Genomic DNA, 16,055 nt, shown 5'->3' with positions numbered 1-16,055 from the left:
ATCACTGGAACACCACGTCCACCCAGTAGTTGCCACCGTTGTAGGTCGAGGTCGGGAACCCGGACCCCGCGGTGAACACACCGGCGGACGGCGAGGCGGTCAGCGGCGGCGAGGTCACCGTGCCGAAGTAGCCCGCGTTGACCGCGTAGTGGCCCGTGGTGGTCGTGTACGACGCCGTGTACTCGGTGTTCGCCGTGATCGACACCGGCGAGCTGAACGTCAGCGTCTGCCAGCCGGACTCGGTCTCGTTCGAGAACGTTCCGGTGGCCAGGCGCTGGCCGTCAGCGGACCAGAGCGATCCGGTGTGAGTACCCGTGTTGCCCGCTCCCTTGTAGAACTTCACGCCGGTGATCTGGCCGGCCGTGCCCGACGTGAACTTCACGCCCAGCTCGTACGCGCCACCGTCATCAGCCGAAGTCACCGTCGGAACGGTCGCCGCGCTGAACAACGAGCACGGACAGGTCTGCGTCGTCGCCGTCGTGAACGACCACGTGACCGGGTTGGCCATCATGTTGCCGAACGTGTCCGCGGCCTTGGCGCTCACCGAGTACACAGTGGACGCCGCGAACCTGGCAGCGGGCGTGAACGTGATCATCCTGCTGTCCGGCGAGAGCGACCTCGTGCCGGCGATCTTCGCGCCACCGGGGTCGGTGACGTCGAACTGCGCCGAGTTGAGGTCCACCGGCTCGTCGAACGACACGGTGACCGTGGAGTTCAGCGCCACACCACTGGCACCGGTCAGCGGCGTGTGCGACTGCGCCACCGGGGCGGTGTTGTCGGCGTTGGGCTGGTACATCACGTCGACCCAGTAGTTGCCGGAGCCGTACGTCATGGTCGGGAACCCGCTGCCGGGCACGAACACGCCGTTGGTCTCCTGCGGTGCCGACAGCGGACCGGAGTTGACCGGACCCGTCCCGAAGTACCCGGCGTTCACCGAGTAGTTCCCGGTGGTCGTCGTGTACGAGGCGGTGTAGGTCTGGCCGGAACTGACGATCACCGGCTGCGCGAACGTGAGCGTCTGCCAGCCCGTCGCGGTCTCACCCGTGAAGGTGCCCGTGGCGAGGCGTTGACCGTTGGCGTTCCAGAGACTGCCGGTGTGCGTGCCGGTGTTGCCGGATCCCTTGTAGAAGCGGACACCGGTGATCTGGCCCGACTGGGTCGGGGTGATCCTGACACCCAGCTCGTACGCGCCCGAGTCGTCCGCGGACGTCACGTCCGGCACCGTCGCCGTGCTGAAGAGCGAACACGGGCAGGTCGGCGTCGTCGTGGTCGTGAAGTTCCACTCCGCGGCCGCCGTCATCGCGATGCCGTTGACGTCCGCGATGCCCACGTGCGCCTGGTACTGCGTACCCGACACGAGCTTGGCGGACGGCGTCCAGGTGACCGTCTTCTGGTCGCCGGACAGCGACACCGAGCCGGACAGCTTGGCGCCCTTGGGGTCCTTCAGCCAGATCTGCGCCGACGCGGGGTCGACCGGCTCGCTGAACGTCGCCGTGAGAGCGCTCTGCAGACCCACGTTCGTCGCGTTCACGGCCGGCGTGCGGCTCGTGATCGTCGGCGGCGTGGTGTCACCGTTGAGGCCGTTGCGGTAGATGACGTCTACCCAGTAGTTCGTGGCGTTGTAGGAGTTGTTCGGGAAACCGGCGCCGTACTTGTAGACGCCGTTGCCGCCGTCCGCGCCGTTCTGCAACGCGTGCAGCGACTGGTAGCTCGCCTCCTGGCCGTTGAAGTAGCCGGAGGAGACCGAGTAACGGCCGTTCGGTGCGTTGTAGGACACCACGTACGTCGTGTTCGCCTGCACCTGGACCGGCGAGGTGAACATCAGCTTCTGCCAGCCGGACGTGGTCTCCGCGGTGAACGTGCCGGTCGCGAGCAGCAGACCCGTGGAGGTCCACAGCGAGCCGGTGTGCGTGCCGGTGTTGCCCGATCCCTTGTAGAAGCGGACGCCGAGCACCTCGCCCTTGCCGTCGAAGCGGACCTTGGTGCCCACCTCGACCTGGCTCGTGTCACCGGCGTCGATCACCGCCGGTGCCGCGAAGTCGTCCCAGACGGTGCACGGGCAGGTCGCCGGGCGCGGCGATCCTGTCGTGAACGTCCAGTTCGTCTGCGAGGACAGGTTTCCGGCTGCGTCCGCGGCCCTCATCGTGACGGTGTAGGCCGTGGCCGCCGCCAGTGGTGCCGAGGGCGTGAACGTGATCGTGCGGGCGTCGTTGGAGATCGACTTGGTGCCCGTGACAGCACCCGACGGACCGGTCACCGTGACCTGGGCCGACGCGAGGGTCACGTTCTCGTCGAACGTGCCGGACACCGTGGTGTTCAGCGCGACCGAACCGGCGTTGCTGACCGGCGAGTTCGCGCTCTGGATCGGCGCGCGGGTGTCGGGACCGGGGTCCGTCGCCCACACCACGTCGACCCAGTAGTTGGTGTTGTCGAACGTCTGGTTCGGGAAGCCGCTGCCGAAGCGGAACACGCCGTTCGGACCGTCCACACCGGACCTCAGGCCGGTGATGGGTTCCATGTACGCCTGTTGCTGGTAGAACCCGCCGGTGTCGTAGGCGAAGTGACCGGTCGGCGTGTAGTACGACACGATGTAGGTCGTGTTGGCGTTCACCGCGACGGGCTGCGGGAAGAGCAGTGTCTGCCAGCCCGTCGGGCTCTCGTTGGTGAACGTGCCGGTGGCGAGCAGGTCACCGTTGCTCGACCACAGGCTGCCGGTGTGCGTGCCGGTGTTGCCGGTGCCCTTGTAGAACTTGACACCGCGGACGTAGCCGGCGCTGGCGGCCCTCCACTTCACTCCGAGCTCGAGCTGCGAGGTGTCGTTCGCGGAGGTGACCTTCGGGACTTCGGTGCCGGAGAACATGCCGCAGGGGCAGGTCTTGGCGGTGACGCTCGGCGTGGCGCTCACCGGCGTGGACAGGTTCAGCGAGTCGTCGACCGCGCGGACCCTGATCTGCGCCGTGCCGGACTGGTTCGGCGTGTAGGTGTAGCTCCACGACGTCTGACCGGCTTGCCAGTTCGCGTAGTGCCAGCGGTTGCCACCGTCGGTCGAGACCTCGACGCCCGCGACCTTGCCGGCGGCGTCGATCACGGTGCCGCCGAAGGTGTAGGCCTGGCCCACCGTCGACTGCGCCGGCAGCGTCGTGATCTGCACGCCGGGTGCCGCGTTGTCGTTGATGGCACCGGAGATCGTCAGCTGGTCGGCTGCCCACAGCTGGTAGGGCTGCACGCCCATGTCAGCGAGGAAGTTGACCGTCGCCTGCTTCATCCGCTTGTCCGACGTCGGCGTGTTGGTCGGGAACGCGTGCTCGTCGTCGACGCCCCACGCCCACTGCACCGTGCCGGCACCGAACACCAGCGCACCGGAGGGCGCGCGGTAGTACGTGATCGCGTGCGTCTCGGGACCCGAGCCGTACTCGTCGCCGTAGTTCTTCAGGCCGTAGTAGCCGTCGAGGTTGACCGTCGTGCGGGACATCTGCGCGACGCCGGCGGGCTGGAAGCCGTTGTCGTAGACGGTGTTCCACTCGTAGCCCAGCGTGCCGGGCTGGAAGGTGTACGTGCTGCCCGCGGCGAGGTTCACCAGGTCGGTGTTGCGCCAGAGCCGCATCTTGCCGTACGCGGCCGGGACCTGCAGCGCGTCGTCACGCCGGCCGTTGACCGTGAACATGTTGCCGAGCAACGCGTTCTCGGGTCTGCCGCCGTCCTGCGGTGGGCTGTAGCGCGGGTCTCGCCACGTGCCGGTCCAGTCGTTCAGGCCGTCGTTCTGGGCGCCCTTGGTCTCCTTGAAGCAGGCGATCGTGCGCCAGTCCGTCTGGGACGAGTCAATGCTCTTCTCGTAGCGGGTCTTCCAGAAGATCTCGTTACCCGTCAGGAACGCCATGTGCACACCCGCGTCGCGGGCGGACATCACGTTGTTCCACTGCTCGTTCGACCAGTACTCGTCGTGTCCGACGGCCATGAACACCTTGTGGTTCTTGATCAGGTGTCCGCGCCGCGCGGAGTCCACGTCGGTGGTGTAGCTCATGTCGTACCCGTTGCGTTCCAGGAACCTCAGCATCGGGTACTCGGCGTTGAAGATGAAGTTCTCGTCGCCGTCGCCGCCGGTGTACGGGCGGTTGTAGCTGACCTTGTACGAGCTGCCGCCCTGGCCGGGGCCGTCACCGAAGTAGAGGCTGTTGCCGCCGTAGCGGTTGTAGGCGACCCAGGTGGCGTCGGAGGTCTGGAAGAAGATCTTCGACTGGGAGCTGTCGTCGCGGACGACGAACGCCATCTCGTTCTCGGCACCGGTGTCGTTGCGCGTCATGCGCACGTAGTAGATGCCGGAGACCGCGGTGGACGGGATGTTCCAGGTGACCGACACGGCCCAGTTGCCGCAGTCGATGAGCGCGGTCGGCGCGTCCCGCAGACATGGTGGCTGGTTCTGCGGTGTGTTGCGGTTGACCGTGCCCATGTACCGGGCGCCCTTGCCGCCGTACCAGCCCATCCGGTAGATGTCGAGCTTGTACGAGGAGGCCGACGTCAGCATCTTGAAGCTGACGGTCTGGCCGACGTTGTAGCTGATGTCCGTTGTGTACCCCAGGATCGTGTCGTCCCGGTACTGGGCCTGCCAGTTGTCCGCACCGGCCTGCGTGTTCTCACACGCGACCTTGTTGGTGACGGGGATGTCACACGGAGCTGCGTTTGCATTGGGGGCGTTGAAGACCCCCATCACGAACATCGTCGATGCGATTAATGCCGTGATCACAAGCACCCGCACGAGACGCGACTGCTGAGCCACCATTGGGTTTCACCTCTCGGACGGAGTTACCGTGTGTGATCCGCGCACTACGCTGGACAGCACAGGGCTGCTACTCCGAACGTCGGCGATCTCGTTAAAACTGTTACGTGTCAACACAAAAATGTTCCGGTGCTGGCTCAATCTTTATCTTTCAACCACGTACGGTCATTTGGAGTGTGTGGAGAGTTTCCGACAACGCTGACACGACCGTGTCCTGTTCGGACTCCGTCATGTCGTGGAACAGCGGAAGGATCAGCGTCCTGGCCGTGAAGGCCTCCGTCACCGGCAGCGCGACGCTGGGGTGACCCTCGTAGGCGGGTTCGAGGTGTGACGCCATGATTCCGCGCCGTGCACTGACACCGCGTTCGGCAAGGCCCGCAAGGACTTCCTGGCGGTCGGCGCCCTCGGGCAGCCAGACCCAGAACGACTGGTAGTTCGTCGTTCCGTACTCAGGGTCACGAACGGTCTCGACGACGCCCTCGAGCAACTCGTGGTAGCGGGCGGCCAACTCACGGCGACGGGCGATGATCGCGTCCAGTTTGGACAGCTGCACCAGGCCGACGGCGGCCTGGATGTCGGTCATCCGGTAGTTGAACGCCGTCTCCAGGTACTGCTCGATGACGGCACTTCCGCCGTTGTGGCGGTCTGCCGCCGAGACGCTCATGCCGTGCTCGCGCAGGCGCTTGAGCCGGACGGCCCACTCGGGGTCGTCGGTGGTGACCATGCCGCCCTCACCGGTGGTGAGGAGCTTGCGCGGGTGGAACGACCAGGCGGCCAGCAGCGCGTCCGTGCCGACCGGCTTGCCCTTGTAGGTGGAGCCCGCAGCGCACGCCGCGTCCTCGATGACCGCGATGCCACGCGGTTCGCACAACGCCTTGAGCGCGTCGACGTCCGCGGGCACGCCGGCCTGGTGCACGACCATGACCGCGCGTGTCCGCTCGGTCAGCACCGGCTCCACTGTGGACGCGCTCAGGTTGCCGGTCGCGATCTCGACGTCGGCGAAAACGGGGGTGGCACCGGTGTAGCGCACGGCGTTCGCGGTCGCGATGAACGACAGCGATGGCACGACGACCTCGTCACCAGGCCCGATGCCGAGCACGTGCACGGCGAGGTGCAGGCCGGTGGTGCACGACGACACGGCGACACCGTGCTGCGCGCCGACCGACGCGGCGAACGACTCTTCGAACTCCCGGACTCGGGGACCCTGCGCCACCCAGCCGGACCGGACGGCCTCGGCGGCGGCGAGCGCTTCTTCCTCACCGAGCAACGGCCGCATAACCGGAATCAAGGTGCTACCTCTTCGCTGGCGGTTCTGGCATCTGCAAGTACCACCAACTGCGAGTTGGTGGTACTTGCAGATGCCTCACAGGTGTGGATTTGGGGTCCGCGGCCGTCGCTCTGCTCGACGGCGGGTGGAACAGAGCGACGACCGCGGAAAGGGGTGCGGACGCGGCGGACCTGGGGGTGTCGGCCGCGCCCGCGGTCTGGGTGGGTCAGGCGTTCTCGGCGGCGGCCTTCTCGGCACGCCACCACGCGACGAGGTCGCGCAGTCCGCCGTCCATCCCGATCTCGGGCTTCCACCCGAGTTCGGTGGCCGCGAGGCTGATGTCGGCGAGCCGGCGCGTCACGCCGTTCACCTTGCGCTCGGGGCCGTGCTCCAGCGGCAGGTCGGAGTCCATCGCGGCAAGCAACGCGAGGGCGAGCTCCTTGAGCGAGGTCTCCTGGGAGGACGCGATGTTGTACACCGTGTCCGTGACCGGCGCCTTGGCCGCGAGGATGTTGGCGCGTGCGATGTCGTGCACGTGCACGAAGTCCATCGTCTGGGCGCCGTCGCCGAAGATGAGCGGCGACTTGCCGTCGACGATGCGCTCCATCCAGCGGATGAGCACCTCGGTGTACAGACCGTGGACGTCCATCCGCGGGCCGTACACGTTGAAGTAGCGCAGCGCCACGTAGTCGAGGTCGTACATGGCCTTGAAGCTGCGCAGCATGCCCTCGTTGAACGCCTTCGCGGCGCCGTAGAAGGTGTCGTTGTTGTACGGGTGGTGCCGTTCGTTGGTGGGGAACGACTCCGCGAGACCGTAGATCGACGCCGACGACGAGGCGATGACCTTCTTCACCCCGGCGGCCGCGGCGGCCTCGAGGATCGTGAACGTGCCGTCGACCAGGCACTCCAGCGCGAGCCGCGGTTCCTCCGCGCACTGGGTGATGCGGATGGCGGCGAGGTGGAAGACGAGGTCCATGCCCTCGGTCAGCTCGCGCACCAGGGCCTTGTCGTTGATGTCGCCCTCGACGATGCGGACGACACCGGACTCCAGTGCGGACGCCAGGTTCTCGCGGCGGCCGCGCACGAAGTTGTCCAGCACGACGACCTCTGCGGCGCCGGCCTCGACGAGCTGGTCCACCACCGAGGAGCCGATCGTGCCCGCGCCGCCCGTGACGAGCGCGCGCTGGCCCGTGATCGGCTGACCCAGGTCGGTCATCAGGACACCTTGCCTTCGACTTGTTGAACGGGAACGAAAAGCCCGCCGGAGCGCAGCGACTCCGACGCCGCCTCCAGCACCGCCAGCACGCGCAGACCCGCGCGGCCGTCGGTCAGCGGTGCGCGCTTCTCGGTGATGGACGCGGCGAACTCCGCCATCATCGTGCGCAACGCCTCGCGTTCCACCAGCGCCGGCGCGACCATGTCGCCGGTGCGGTAGGAGATCTTCTGCTGCTCCGGGGACTTGTCGACGCCCCGGTCGTAAATGGACAGTCGCTGCGCCGGATTGTTGTCGTCCCACACGACCGTGCGCTGCGAACCGCCGATGACCATCGTGCGAATCTTCGTCGGCGACAGCCAGTTCACGTGCACGTGCGTGATCGCCCCGTTGGACAGCCGCACCGTGAGGTGGCCGACGCACGCGACGCCCGCGCCGATCGGGTCGGAGCCGTGGGCCGCGACCTCCACCGGGTGCACGTCGTCGGGCAGGATCGCCTCGAAGATCGACAGGTCGTGCGGCGCGAGGTCCCACAGCACGTCGACGTCCGGCTGCACCAGACCGAGGTTGATGCGCACCGAGTCGATGTACTGGATGTCGCCGAGCTCGCCGCCGCGGATGATCTTGCGCAGGTGCTGCACCGACGACGTGTACGCGAAGGTGTGGTCCAGCATCAGCGTGAGGCCGCGCTGCTCCGCGGTCTCGACGAGCTTGAGGCCGTCCTCGAAGTTGGCCGCGAGCGGCTTCTCCACGAGGACGTGCTTGCCGGCCTCCAGCGCCGCGAGGGCGACGGGCAGGTGCGTGGCAGCGGGTGTGGCGATGGCGACCGCGTGCACTTCGGGGTCGGCGAGGACCTCGTCCAGCGAAGCGGTGGCGCGCACCGTCGAGTACTGGCCCAGCACGCGCTGAGCCTTCTCGACGTCGAGGTCGCACAGGTAACGCAGGTGGAGCTCGGGGGTGGCCTGGGCGTTGCGAACGAGGTTCGGCCCCCAGTACCCGGCTCCGATGACAGCAAGGCCAATCACGTCTTGGTTCCCCATCAGTAGGCCCCCTGGCCGCCGAAGACGGCGCGGAAGGTCTTCCACATGATCACGAGGTCGAGGGCCAGCGACCAGTCCTCGACATAGCGCAGGTCGAGACGGATCGACTCCTCCCACGAGAGATCGCTCCGTCCGCTCACCTGCCACAGGCCGGTCAGGCCGGGCTTCACCAGGAGGCGGCGCCGCACGTCCGAGGAGTACTTCGCGGTCTCCTCCGGCAGCGGCGGGCGCGGGCCGACGAGCGACATGCTGCCCGCGAGGACGTTGAACAGCTGCGGCAGCTCGTCGATCGAGTAGCGGCGCAGGAACGTGCCGACCTTGGTGATGCGCGGGTCCTTCTTCATCTTGAACAGCACGCCGTTGCCTTCGTCGACACTGGCGAGCCTGGCGCGCAACGCGTCGGCGTTGGTCACCATCGTGCGGAACTTGATGATCGTGAACGGCACACCGGTCTTGCCGACCCGCTTCTGGCGGTAGAAGACGGGACCACGGCTGTCGATCATCACGAACGCGGCGACGGCGAACATGAGCGGCGCCAGCAGGAAGAGGAGGAGGAACGCTCCGACGCGGTCCACGACCTCCTTGACCAGACGGCGGAATCCGCTCAGTGCCGGTTCGCTCACGCGCAGCAGCGGCATGCCCAGCACGGCGCTCATGTGCAGTCGCGGGCCGGCGACCTCCATGAGACCGGGCGACACGACCATCTCGGCACCGGAGCCTTCGAGTGCCCACGCGAGCTGCTGGAGACGGCGAGGTGTCCAGTAGGCGTCGGGCGTGACGGCGACGATGCGGTATCCACCACGTCGGACGTGCTCGGCGAGCTCGCGCAGCTGGCCGACGACGGGTACGCCGTCGACGTCCGTGCCGGAGCGTCCGCGGCCGTCGATCGTGCAGATCGCGTCCACGCGCCAGCCCAGGTGGGCGACGCGCTTGGTGCGGAGGATGAGGTCCTCAACGGTGTCCAGGTTTCCCGCGGCGAGGACCGAGAGCAGGAAACGTCCTTCACTGCGGCCGCGGTGCAGCGGGCGGCGCAGGAGGTAGCGCATGGGAAACGCGACCAGGGCGATCGCGGGAACTACGACGAAGATCCACAGGCGAGCGCCGGGGATGTCGACGGCGAGCGCTCCGAGGCCGAGCGCCACAACGGCACCGAACAAACCCCGGCCGAGTCTTCGGAACTCTTCAGCCCCTTGACCCAGAACTGTGGGGGTCCACACGCGGTTGATCGCGAGCGAACCGACGACGAGGACTACTGTGAGTATGTCCAGCAATGCGAGGGAAAGCGGGCCGAACGCGGTGTGACGCATGCTCATGACCGCACCGACGGCGATGACGACCAGGGCAACGGTCAGCACGTCGGCGGTGATCACGGCATAGCGGTAGCGGCTTTCCCAGCGGGCAACGGGTGGGTGCGTCTGTCTGTGTTCCGACAGAGGATTGAGCGTGGAGCGCAACCCTTCGACGTCACGGGCAGCGACGTCACGGGCAGCGCGGACCTGCTCACTCATCGTTCTGATCTCCCCGGCTCAGCGGCGATTTTGGACGTGCACAGGCACAGGTCACCCCGAGGACCTTGATTCTTGTTCGGTTCCGCGAGCTTCGGACACGCAGGCAAACTGGATCGGCGACCGAAGCTCGCTACCGGTGATTCGCGCGTACCGGGATCCGCGTTACAGACCCTGGAAAAAAGTTTCCCGAAGTCCGAATACCGGACGTGACGCGCGTCTCACCACCTGGAAACCGTGGCGACGTAACACGTTTCCAGATGTCCACAAGGGACATAAAGGATACGGATGTCGCGAGGTAATCGTTCAGAACAGGTCTTCAGGCCCTAGTCTGATCGACTGCGATTGTGCATCCTCTTACCGCTGAACGGAGTAATGCGTTACGGCCGAACGGAAATGCGGACTTCGTCACCCTGGACGGCCACAACGTCACCCTGCCGCAACTGTGCTCCACGTCGCAGCTCCACAGAGCCGTTGACGTGGACTTCCCCGTCCTCGATGAGCTCCTTGGCGCGCCCGCCGTCGTCTGCCAGCTGAGCCAGCTTGAGGAACTGTCCTAGCCTGATCGGCTCTTCGGAGATCTCGACCGTACGCATGAGTCACATCATCCCAGTAGGGCGGTCCCCACTGCTCGCTCGGGGGCGCACACCAGCGCGTTCGAGTGAAGGCGTTGACAACCTCGAAGCATGAAAACTTCGTGGGGGTACACCGCCTGGTTGGCGGTATCAGGGTTCGTCTGCGTCGCGATAACGATCTTCGCCGCGAGCGCGTACGTCACCCTCGACATGGATCAGGCGCGGCCGCCGCTGCACGGGGCGGTCCACTACGGGCTTCTGGTCGCCCACATCTTCACCGGAACGGTCGCGGTCCTGGCGGGTGTATCGCAGTTCTGGCCGGGCCTGCGCCGCCGGCACCCGCGCGTGCACCGGGTGATGGGCCGCGTCTACTTCGCGGCCGTCCTGCCGTCCTCGTTGCTCGGCATCGTGTGCGCCCAGCTGTCGCTGGCCGGGCTGGCGTCGTCCGGGCCGCTGACGGTGCTGTCGGTGCTGTGGTTCGTGACCGCGGTGTACGGCCTGAGAACGGCACGGCGGCGCCAGTTCGGCGAGCACCGCATCTGGATGATCCGCGGTTTCGCACTCACTGGCGCCGCCGTGACGGGTCGCCTTTGGGGCCTTGCGCTCGGCGCACTCCTGCCCGACGGGGACGGGCTGCTGGTCTTCGCCACCGCGAACTGGCTGTCGTTCGTGGTGAACCTGCTGGTGGCCGAGTGGTGGATCCAGTCGCGGGGTTACACCCGGACCTTGCCCTCCGTGGCGCTCAAGCCCAGCATTTCCAGCAGGTCAGCGCAGTCGAGCGCGTCCGTGGCGTGACAGGCCACGGTGCGTGCCGCCTTGCTGTTCTGAATCGTGCTGTGCTCCTTCTCCAGAGCCTTGGCCTCGGCGAAGGTGCCGGTTTCGGGCTCGGCGATCGCGGGACGCGCCCAAGTCATCTCGTGCCTGCTTCCGCATCGGGGGATGAGGTCATCATGGCAACTGGGTGACGGAAACACCAGAACCTGTGCTTACCGTAATCGATCACCCACGCTGCGTGCAAAACCGTGGAAGCGATTTCTTGAAACGGCCCCGCGTCATTGTTACCGGATTTCTGCCCTACCTGCCGTACCTCAGCACAGACTCCACTTCGGTCACAAAGGCGACCAGCCGCTCGTCGTCCACGTCGTCCGGCGTGGGACCGTCCACCGCGAGTCGTTGCAGCGCAACGGAAGTGGTGGCGCTCTCCCGCGCCAGCCGGCGGAACCCGAAGGTCGCCTCGTACAACGACAGGGCGGTGCCCAGAGCGGCCAAAGTCGTTGCGGCGAAACCCCACATGGCCCTGCGCGGCCCGTCCGCCATCCCCACGGCGGCGGCAGCGGCGGCGGCGATGAAGAAGGCGGCGGCGAGCGCGACCGTCCACGTGCGAGCACGGGAGTAGCGCTTGCGGGCGCGTTCGAAGTGGTCGAGCCGGTCCTGGAAGCGGTGGCGCAGATAGGCCTCCACGAACTGGGCCTGGCGCTGCTTGTCGCTCATGTCCGCACCACCTCGTGCTTGCGGTTGCTGACCGCGGCTTCCAGGTCCGCCACCTTGTCCAGACGCTCCTCCTCCGTGGCGGGCGCCACGGACGCGAGGTGCGCGAAGTACAGCGCCCGCAGGCGTTCCGCGCGCGACCGCGCGGTGAGGTACTTGTCGAGGGACTCCCGCTTGCGCGCCACGATCGTGATGGCGGCCGCGAACGCGCCACCCGCCACGACGAGCACTCCCGGCCACGGCGTGTCCTTGAGCCACGTCTGCAGCGCGGCGAACACCGTCGTCGTCAGGCCGCCCGCGATCGCGAGCACGGCCATGAGCCGGTAGCGGTTCTGCTCGACCTCCGCCTCGGCGTCGAGCTCCTGGAACGCCGGCGCGACGACCTGGTTCGCGTCGTGGATGGCGTCGGCGAGCGTCGGGTAGGCCACGACGAAGCCGGGGTCGACGAGCGGGCGCGGTTCCGGTGCCCGGTACCGGACCTTGGGCAGGATCCTCGGCGGCTTGACGGGCTTCTCCTTGCCCAGCAAGCGTTCCAGCGCGGTGACCGCCTTGCCGGCGCCCTCGTCCACGTGGATGATGAAGATCTTGCCGCTGCGCACGAGCACCGCGAGGTCGCCCTTGAGGTCGCCGGTCGCGATGCGGTCCGCGAGCCCACCGGTGCCGGCGAGCACCAGCAGCGGGTTGTCACCGCTGAGGTGGTCGACGACCTCCTGCTCGTTCTCGCCTCCTACGACGAGAGCGACCACGGGCTTCTTGTTGCGCACCGCGTCGATCGTGCGGAACAGCACCGGCGTCGAGTCCGTCCACTCCGAACCGGGCACGATGACGGCGATGCTGTGGTTGGGTTCCAGCGGGACCTGACCGTTGGTGGAGGTCTCGGTGAGGTCGTGCACCTTGCTGCTCGGCGCGACACCGATCACGACGGGCCAGCGCTGCTCGCACGCCTGCAAAGCCATGCCCAGCAAGTGGACAACGCCTCGGTCGGTGCCTTCCGTGACGAACACGGCACCGTTGCGCGCCGCGGTCGCCACGACGGATCTGAGCACCGGCAACAACTTCGCCGCGAGATCCGTCTCGATGTCTTGTGTGGAGCCGAAGACCGAGATCACCGTGCGGCCTCGGGGCAGACCGAGGGCCTTCGGTTTGATGTCGGCGTCCGGCTGGGACAGCCGTTTGACTGTCGGGCCGCCTGCTGTGGGCATGCCGGGCACCATAACGCCGTGATCGACCAGTGGCCAGGGCCGTTCAGACCCGTCTCAGGTGGCCCACACGCTGCTGGTCAGCACTTTCAGGTCGCTCAGGTCGTCGATCACGATCTGGGCTCCAGCTTGGTGGAGATCCTGTCTCGAACTGCGCCCGGTGGCCACGGCGACCAGCCGCACGCCCGACCTGGTCGCCGCGTGGACGTCGTGCGGGGTGTCGCCGATGAGCACGACCTCGTCATGTGTGAACGGCCGGATGTGCCGAGCGCGTTCACGGGCGAACGTCACCAGCTCGGCGCGGTCCGCGTGCTCGTCGCCGAACGCGCTCACGTCCCAGTCGACGAGGTGCGCCAGGCCGAACTCCTCCAGCTTGATCAGCGCCACGCTGCGGAGGTTCGCGGTCAGCACGCCCTGGTGCACGCGCGGGTCGGCGGCGAAGTGCTCGAGAGCCTCGAGCGCACCCGGCAGCACCTCGCCGTGGCCGGGCAGTTCCGCGCGCCTGGTCTCGAAGGAGGCCGCCAGCGCGTCGGCCAGGAGCCTCGACGTCTCCTCCGTGTGCTCGATGCCGTGCTGACGCAGCGTCTCCTCGATGATGTCCGCCTCGGTGCGCCCGCCGAGATCGACAGGCCCCTGCAGCTGCCTGCCGAACGCCGTGCGGAACGCCTCGCGGTACATCAGCCCGCCGAACCCGCGCGCCGAGATCAGCGTGTTGTCGATGTCCCACAGCACCAGCAGCTCCGGCCCGGTCACCGGACCACCCCCCACTCCCCGTAAAATGCCTGTTCATGACCTCGATCGACCCCGCAGAGCTGGAAGTCTGCCTGCGCGTGCTTGCCCAGGTCGAGGACCTGCCGGCGGAACACGACGACGCCGTGCGCGTCCGCCGGGCCACCGCGAAGATCTTCAAGGCCGCGAAGAAGTTCCGTAAGTCCGAGCGCAAGGCCGCCATCACGGCCAACGACCGGGCTGTCACCGCGCTGACGGCCACCGGGTCGCCGGACCGCATCGACGACGAGACGCAGGGCCTCCCCCTCGTGTCGAACGCCCAGGGTGCTGTGGCGGGCACGCTGCTGCGCGCGCGTTCCTGCTACACGTGCCGCAAGAGGTTCGTCGAGGTAGACGCCTTCTACCACAACCTCTGCCCGGACTGCGCCGCGTTCAACCACGGCAAGCGCGACGCCCGCACGGACCTCACCGGCCGCAACGCGCTGCTGACCGGTGGCCGCGCGAAGATCGGCATGTACATCGCGCTGCGGCTGCTGCGTGACGGTGCGCACACCACGATCACCACCCGGTTCCCCAAGGACGCGGCGCGGCGGTTCGCCTCGATGCCGGACGCCGCCGAGTGGATCGACCGGCTCAAGATCGTCGGGATCGACCTGCGCGACCCGTCCCAGGTGCTCGCGCTGGCCGACGAGGTGGCAGCGCGCGGCCCGCTGGACGTGCTGATCAACAACGCCGCGCAGACCGTGCGCCGTTCCGCCGGTGCGTACACGCCGCTGGCGCAGGCCGAGCACGAGGCGCTGACCGGGGACGCCCGTCGTCCCGAGCTGATCTCGTTCGGCGGGCACGGGCAGCTGGCGTTGCCGGGTACCGCCGTGCCCGAGGCGCACTCGGTGACGACGCTGGCGTTGATGGCGGGGTCCAAGGACATCGACGCGGGCGGCCTCGTGCCCGACACCGCGCCGGTCAACTCGTGGATCCAGAACGTCGACGAGGTCGACCCGGTGGAGCTGCTGGAAGTGCAGCTGTGCAACTCGACGGCGCCGTTCCTGCTGATCTCGCGGCTGCGGGCGTCGATGGCGAAGTCGTCGTACCGCCGCAAGTACGTGGTGAACGTGTCGGCGATGGAGGGGCAGTTCTCCCGCGCCTACAAGGGTTCCGGGCACCCGCACACGAACATGGCGAAGGCCGCGCTGAACATGTTGACGCGCACCAGCGCCGAGGAGATGCTGCAGGCCGACGGCATCCTGATGACCGCCGTCGACACGGGCTGGATCACCGACGAACGGCCGCACCCGATGAAGATGCGGCTCGCCGAGGAGGGCTTCCACGCCCCGCTGGACCTGGTCGACGGCGCGGCGCGGGTGTACGACCCGATCGTACGCGGCGAGCTGGGCGAGGACCTTTACGGCTGCTTCCTGAAGGACTACGCGCCTTCTCCTTGGTGAGCCTTTTGAGTGACTTTCGTCGGAAACACGCGTCCGAGGTACCTGTCGGACGCGCCCGAACGAGGCCTTTCATCAGGCCTTATGCTTAGTTGAACACCTGTTCGAGTACTCATTTGTCATGAGAACTGTGTGGCGGGGAGCACTTCGGTTCGGGATGACGACGATGACGGTGCGGCTGGTGTCGGCCGCCACCGAACATCGCAGCAAGGTGCACCTCGTGCACCGCGAGGACAGCGGCCGCGTGCGCCATCAACAGGTGTGCGGCGAGTGCTCGCTGCGGCTGACGCCGGAGGACATCGGGCGGGGCTACGAGCTCGACGACGGCCGCATCGTGCAGATCGACCCCGGCGACCTGCCGGCGCCCGAGGACGGCGTGATCGACGTGCAGCAGTTCGCGCCGCAGGTCGATCTGGACCCGGTGGCGTTGCACCGCAGCTACTACCTGGAGCCGGACGACCTGTTCGTGCGGTCCTACGTGCTGCTGCGGGAGACGCTGGAGCGCACGAAGGCCGCGGCGATCGTGAAGTTCGCCTTGCGCGGCAAGGAGACGCTGGCGGCGATCAGGCCGCAGCAGGGTGTCCTGGTGCTGCACACGCTGCTGTGGCCGGAGGAGGTGCGGGAGCCGCACTTCGCGTTCCTGCACCGCGACACCGAGGTGCGGACCGGGGAACTGGCTGCCGCGGCGGCGTTGGTGCGAGCGCAGACGCGTCCGTTCCGGCCGCACGACTACCCGAACACGCACCACGAGGCCCTGCTGCACCTGGTGGAGGCGAACGTCTAGGACCGCACCTGGTGAAGGCGAACGTCTGGGACCGCACCT

Annotated in this window: 12 protein-coding genes; 3 read left to right on the top strand and 9 right to left on the bottom strand. The window is 67.5% G+C overall.

What is annotated here, in order from left to right; all coding sequences use genetic code 11:
• Position 1: 1 nt before the first annotated feature.
• The 6 genes from ACSHWB_RS28250 to ACSHWB_RS28225 all read right to left on the bottom strand — a co-directional run bounded on the left by ACSHWB_RS28250 (position 2) and on the right by ACSHWB_RS28225 (position 10,395).
• Positions 2-4,705: a DUF4082 domain-containing protein gene (locus tag ACSHWB_RS28250; protein WP_439656317.1), complete on the bottom strand. Its 4,704-nt coding sequence runs from the start codon at positions 4,703-4,705 to the stop codon at positions 2-4.
• Positions 4,706-4,925: 220 nt separating this feature from the next.
• A complete protein-coding gene (locus ACSHWB_RS28245) occupies positions 4,926-6,050 on the bottom strand; it encodes a DegT/DnrJ/EryC1/StrS family aminotransferase (protein ID WP_439656316.1) in 1,125 nt (374 codons plus the stop codon).
• 217 nt (positions 6,051-6,267) lie between these two features.
• A complete protein-coding gene (locus ACSHWB_RS28240; protein ID WP_439656315.1) occupies positions 6,268-7,257 on the bottom strand; it encodes an NAD-dependent epimerase/dehydratase family protein in 990 nt (329 codons plus the stop codon).
• A complete protein-coding gene (locus ACSHWB_RS28235) occupies positions 7,257-8,279 on the bottom strand; it encodes a Gfo/Idh/MocA family protein (RefSeq protein WP_439656314.1) in 1,023 nt (340 codons plus the stop codon). Before ACSHWB_RS28235 ends, ACSHWB_RS28240 begins: the two co-directional genes overlap by 1 nt.
• 14 nt (positions 8,280-8,293) lie before the next feature.
• Complete coding sequence (locus ACSHWB_RS28230) at positions 8,294-9,802, bottom strand: sugar transferase (protein WP_439656313.1); 1,509 nt, start codon at positions 9,800-9,802, stop codon at positions 8,294-8,296.
• A 377-nt stretch (positions 9,803-10,179) separates the two neighbouring features.
• Positions 10,180-10,395, bottom strand: coding sequence for an RNA-binding S4 domain-containing protein (locus tag ACSHWB_RS28225; protein ID WP_439656312.1), 216 nt, complete (start codon positions 10,393-10,395; stop codon positions 10,180-10,182).
• A 90-nt stretch (positions 10,396-10,485) separates the two neighbouring features.
• On the opposite strand from ACSHWB_RS28225, the gene ACSHWB_RS28220 reads away from it, so the two are divergent.
• The gene (locus tag ACSHWB_RS28220) at positions 10,486-11,169 is read left to right on the top strand and encodes a DUF2306 domain-containing protein (protein ID WP_439656311.1); all 684 of its coding nucleotides are present in this window, start codon (positions 10,486-10,488) and stop codon (positions 11,167-11,169) included.
• 279 nt (positions 11,170-11,448) lie between these two features.
• Here ACSHWB_RS28220 and ACSHWB_RS28215 read toward each other — a convergent pair whose 3' ends face one another.
• The 3 genes from ACSHWB_RS28215 to ACSHWB_RS28205 are packed head-to-tail and all read right to left on the bottom strand — an operon-like array spanning position 11,449 to position 13,814.
• Positions 11,449-11,865 carry an SLATT domain-containing protein gene (locus ACSHWB_RS28215; protein ID WP_439656310.1) on the bottom strand — a complete coding sequence of 139 codons (417 nt, stop codon included), beginning with the start codon at positions 11,863-11,865 and terminating at the stop codon, positions 11,449-11,451.
• Complete coding sequence (locus tag ACSHWB_RS28210) at positions 11,862-13,064, bottom strand: DUF4231 domain-containing protein (protein ID WP_439656309.1); 1,203 nt, start codon at positions 13,062-13,064, stop codon at positions 11,862-11,864. Before ACSHWB_RS28210 ends, ACSHWB_RS28215 begins: the two co-directional genes overlap by 4 nt.
• Positions 13,065-13,118: 54 nt before the next feature.
• The gene (locus ACSHWB_RS28205; RefSeq protein WP_439656308.1) at positions 13,119-13,814 is read right to left on the bottom strand and encodes a haloacid dehalogenase-like hydrolase; all 696 of its coding nucleotides are present in this window, start codon (positions 13,812-13,814) and stop codon (positions 13,119-13,121) included.
• 35 nt (positions 13,815-13,849) lie between these two features.
• On the opposite strand from ACSHWB_RS28205, the gene ACSHWB_RS28200 reads away from it, so the two are divergent.
• Both ACSHWB_RS28200 and ACSHWB_RS28195 read left to right on the top strand, forming a co-directional pair.
• Positions 13,850-15,235, top strand: a complete 1,386-nt coding sequence (locus ACSHWB_RS28200) for an SDR family NAD(P)-dependent oxidoreductase (RefSeq protein WP_439656307.1) — start codon at positions 13,850-13,852, stop codon at positions 15,233-15,235.
• Between the two features lie 118 nt (positions 15,236-15,353).
• Positions 15,354-16,016 (top strand): Ku protein, encoded by a 663-nt coding sequence (locus ACSHWB_RS28195; RefSeq protein WP_439656306.1) that lies wholly within the window; start codon positions 15,354-15,356, stop codon positions 16,014-16,016.
• The last annotated feature ends 39 nt before the right edge of the window (positions 16,017-16,055 follow it).

The organism is Lentzea sp. HUAS TT2, from assembly GCF_051853195.1.
In the GTDB taxonomy this organism is placed as follows: domain Bacteria; phylum Actinomycetota; class Actinomycetes; order Mycobacteriales; family Pseudonocardiaceae; genus Lentzea.
This window is presented reverse-complemented; position numbering and strand designations above follow the sequence as displayed.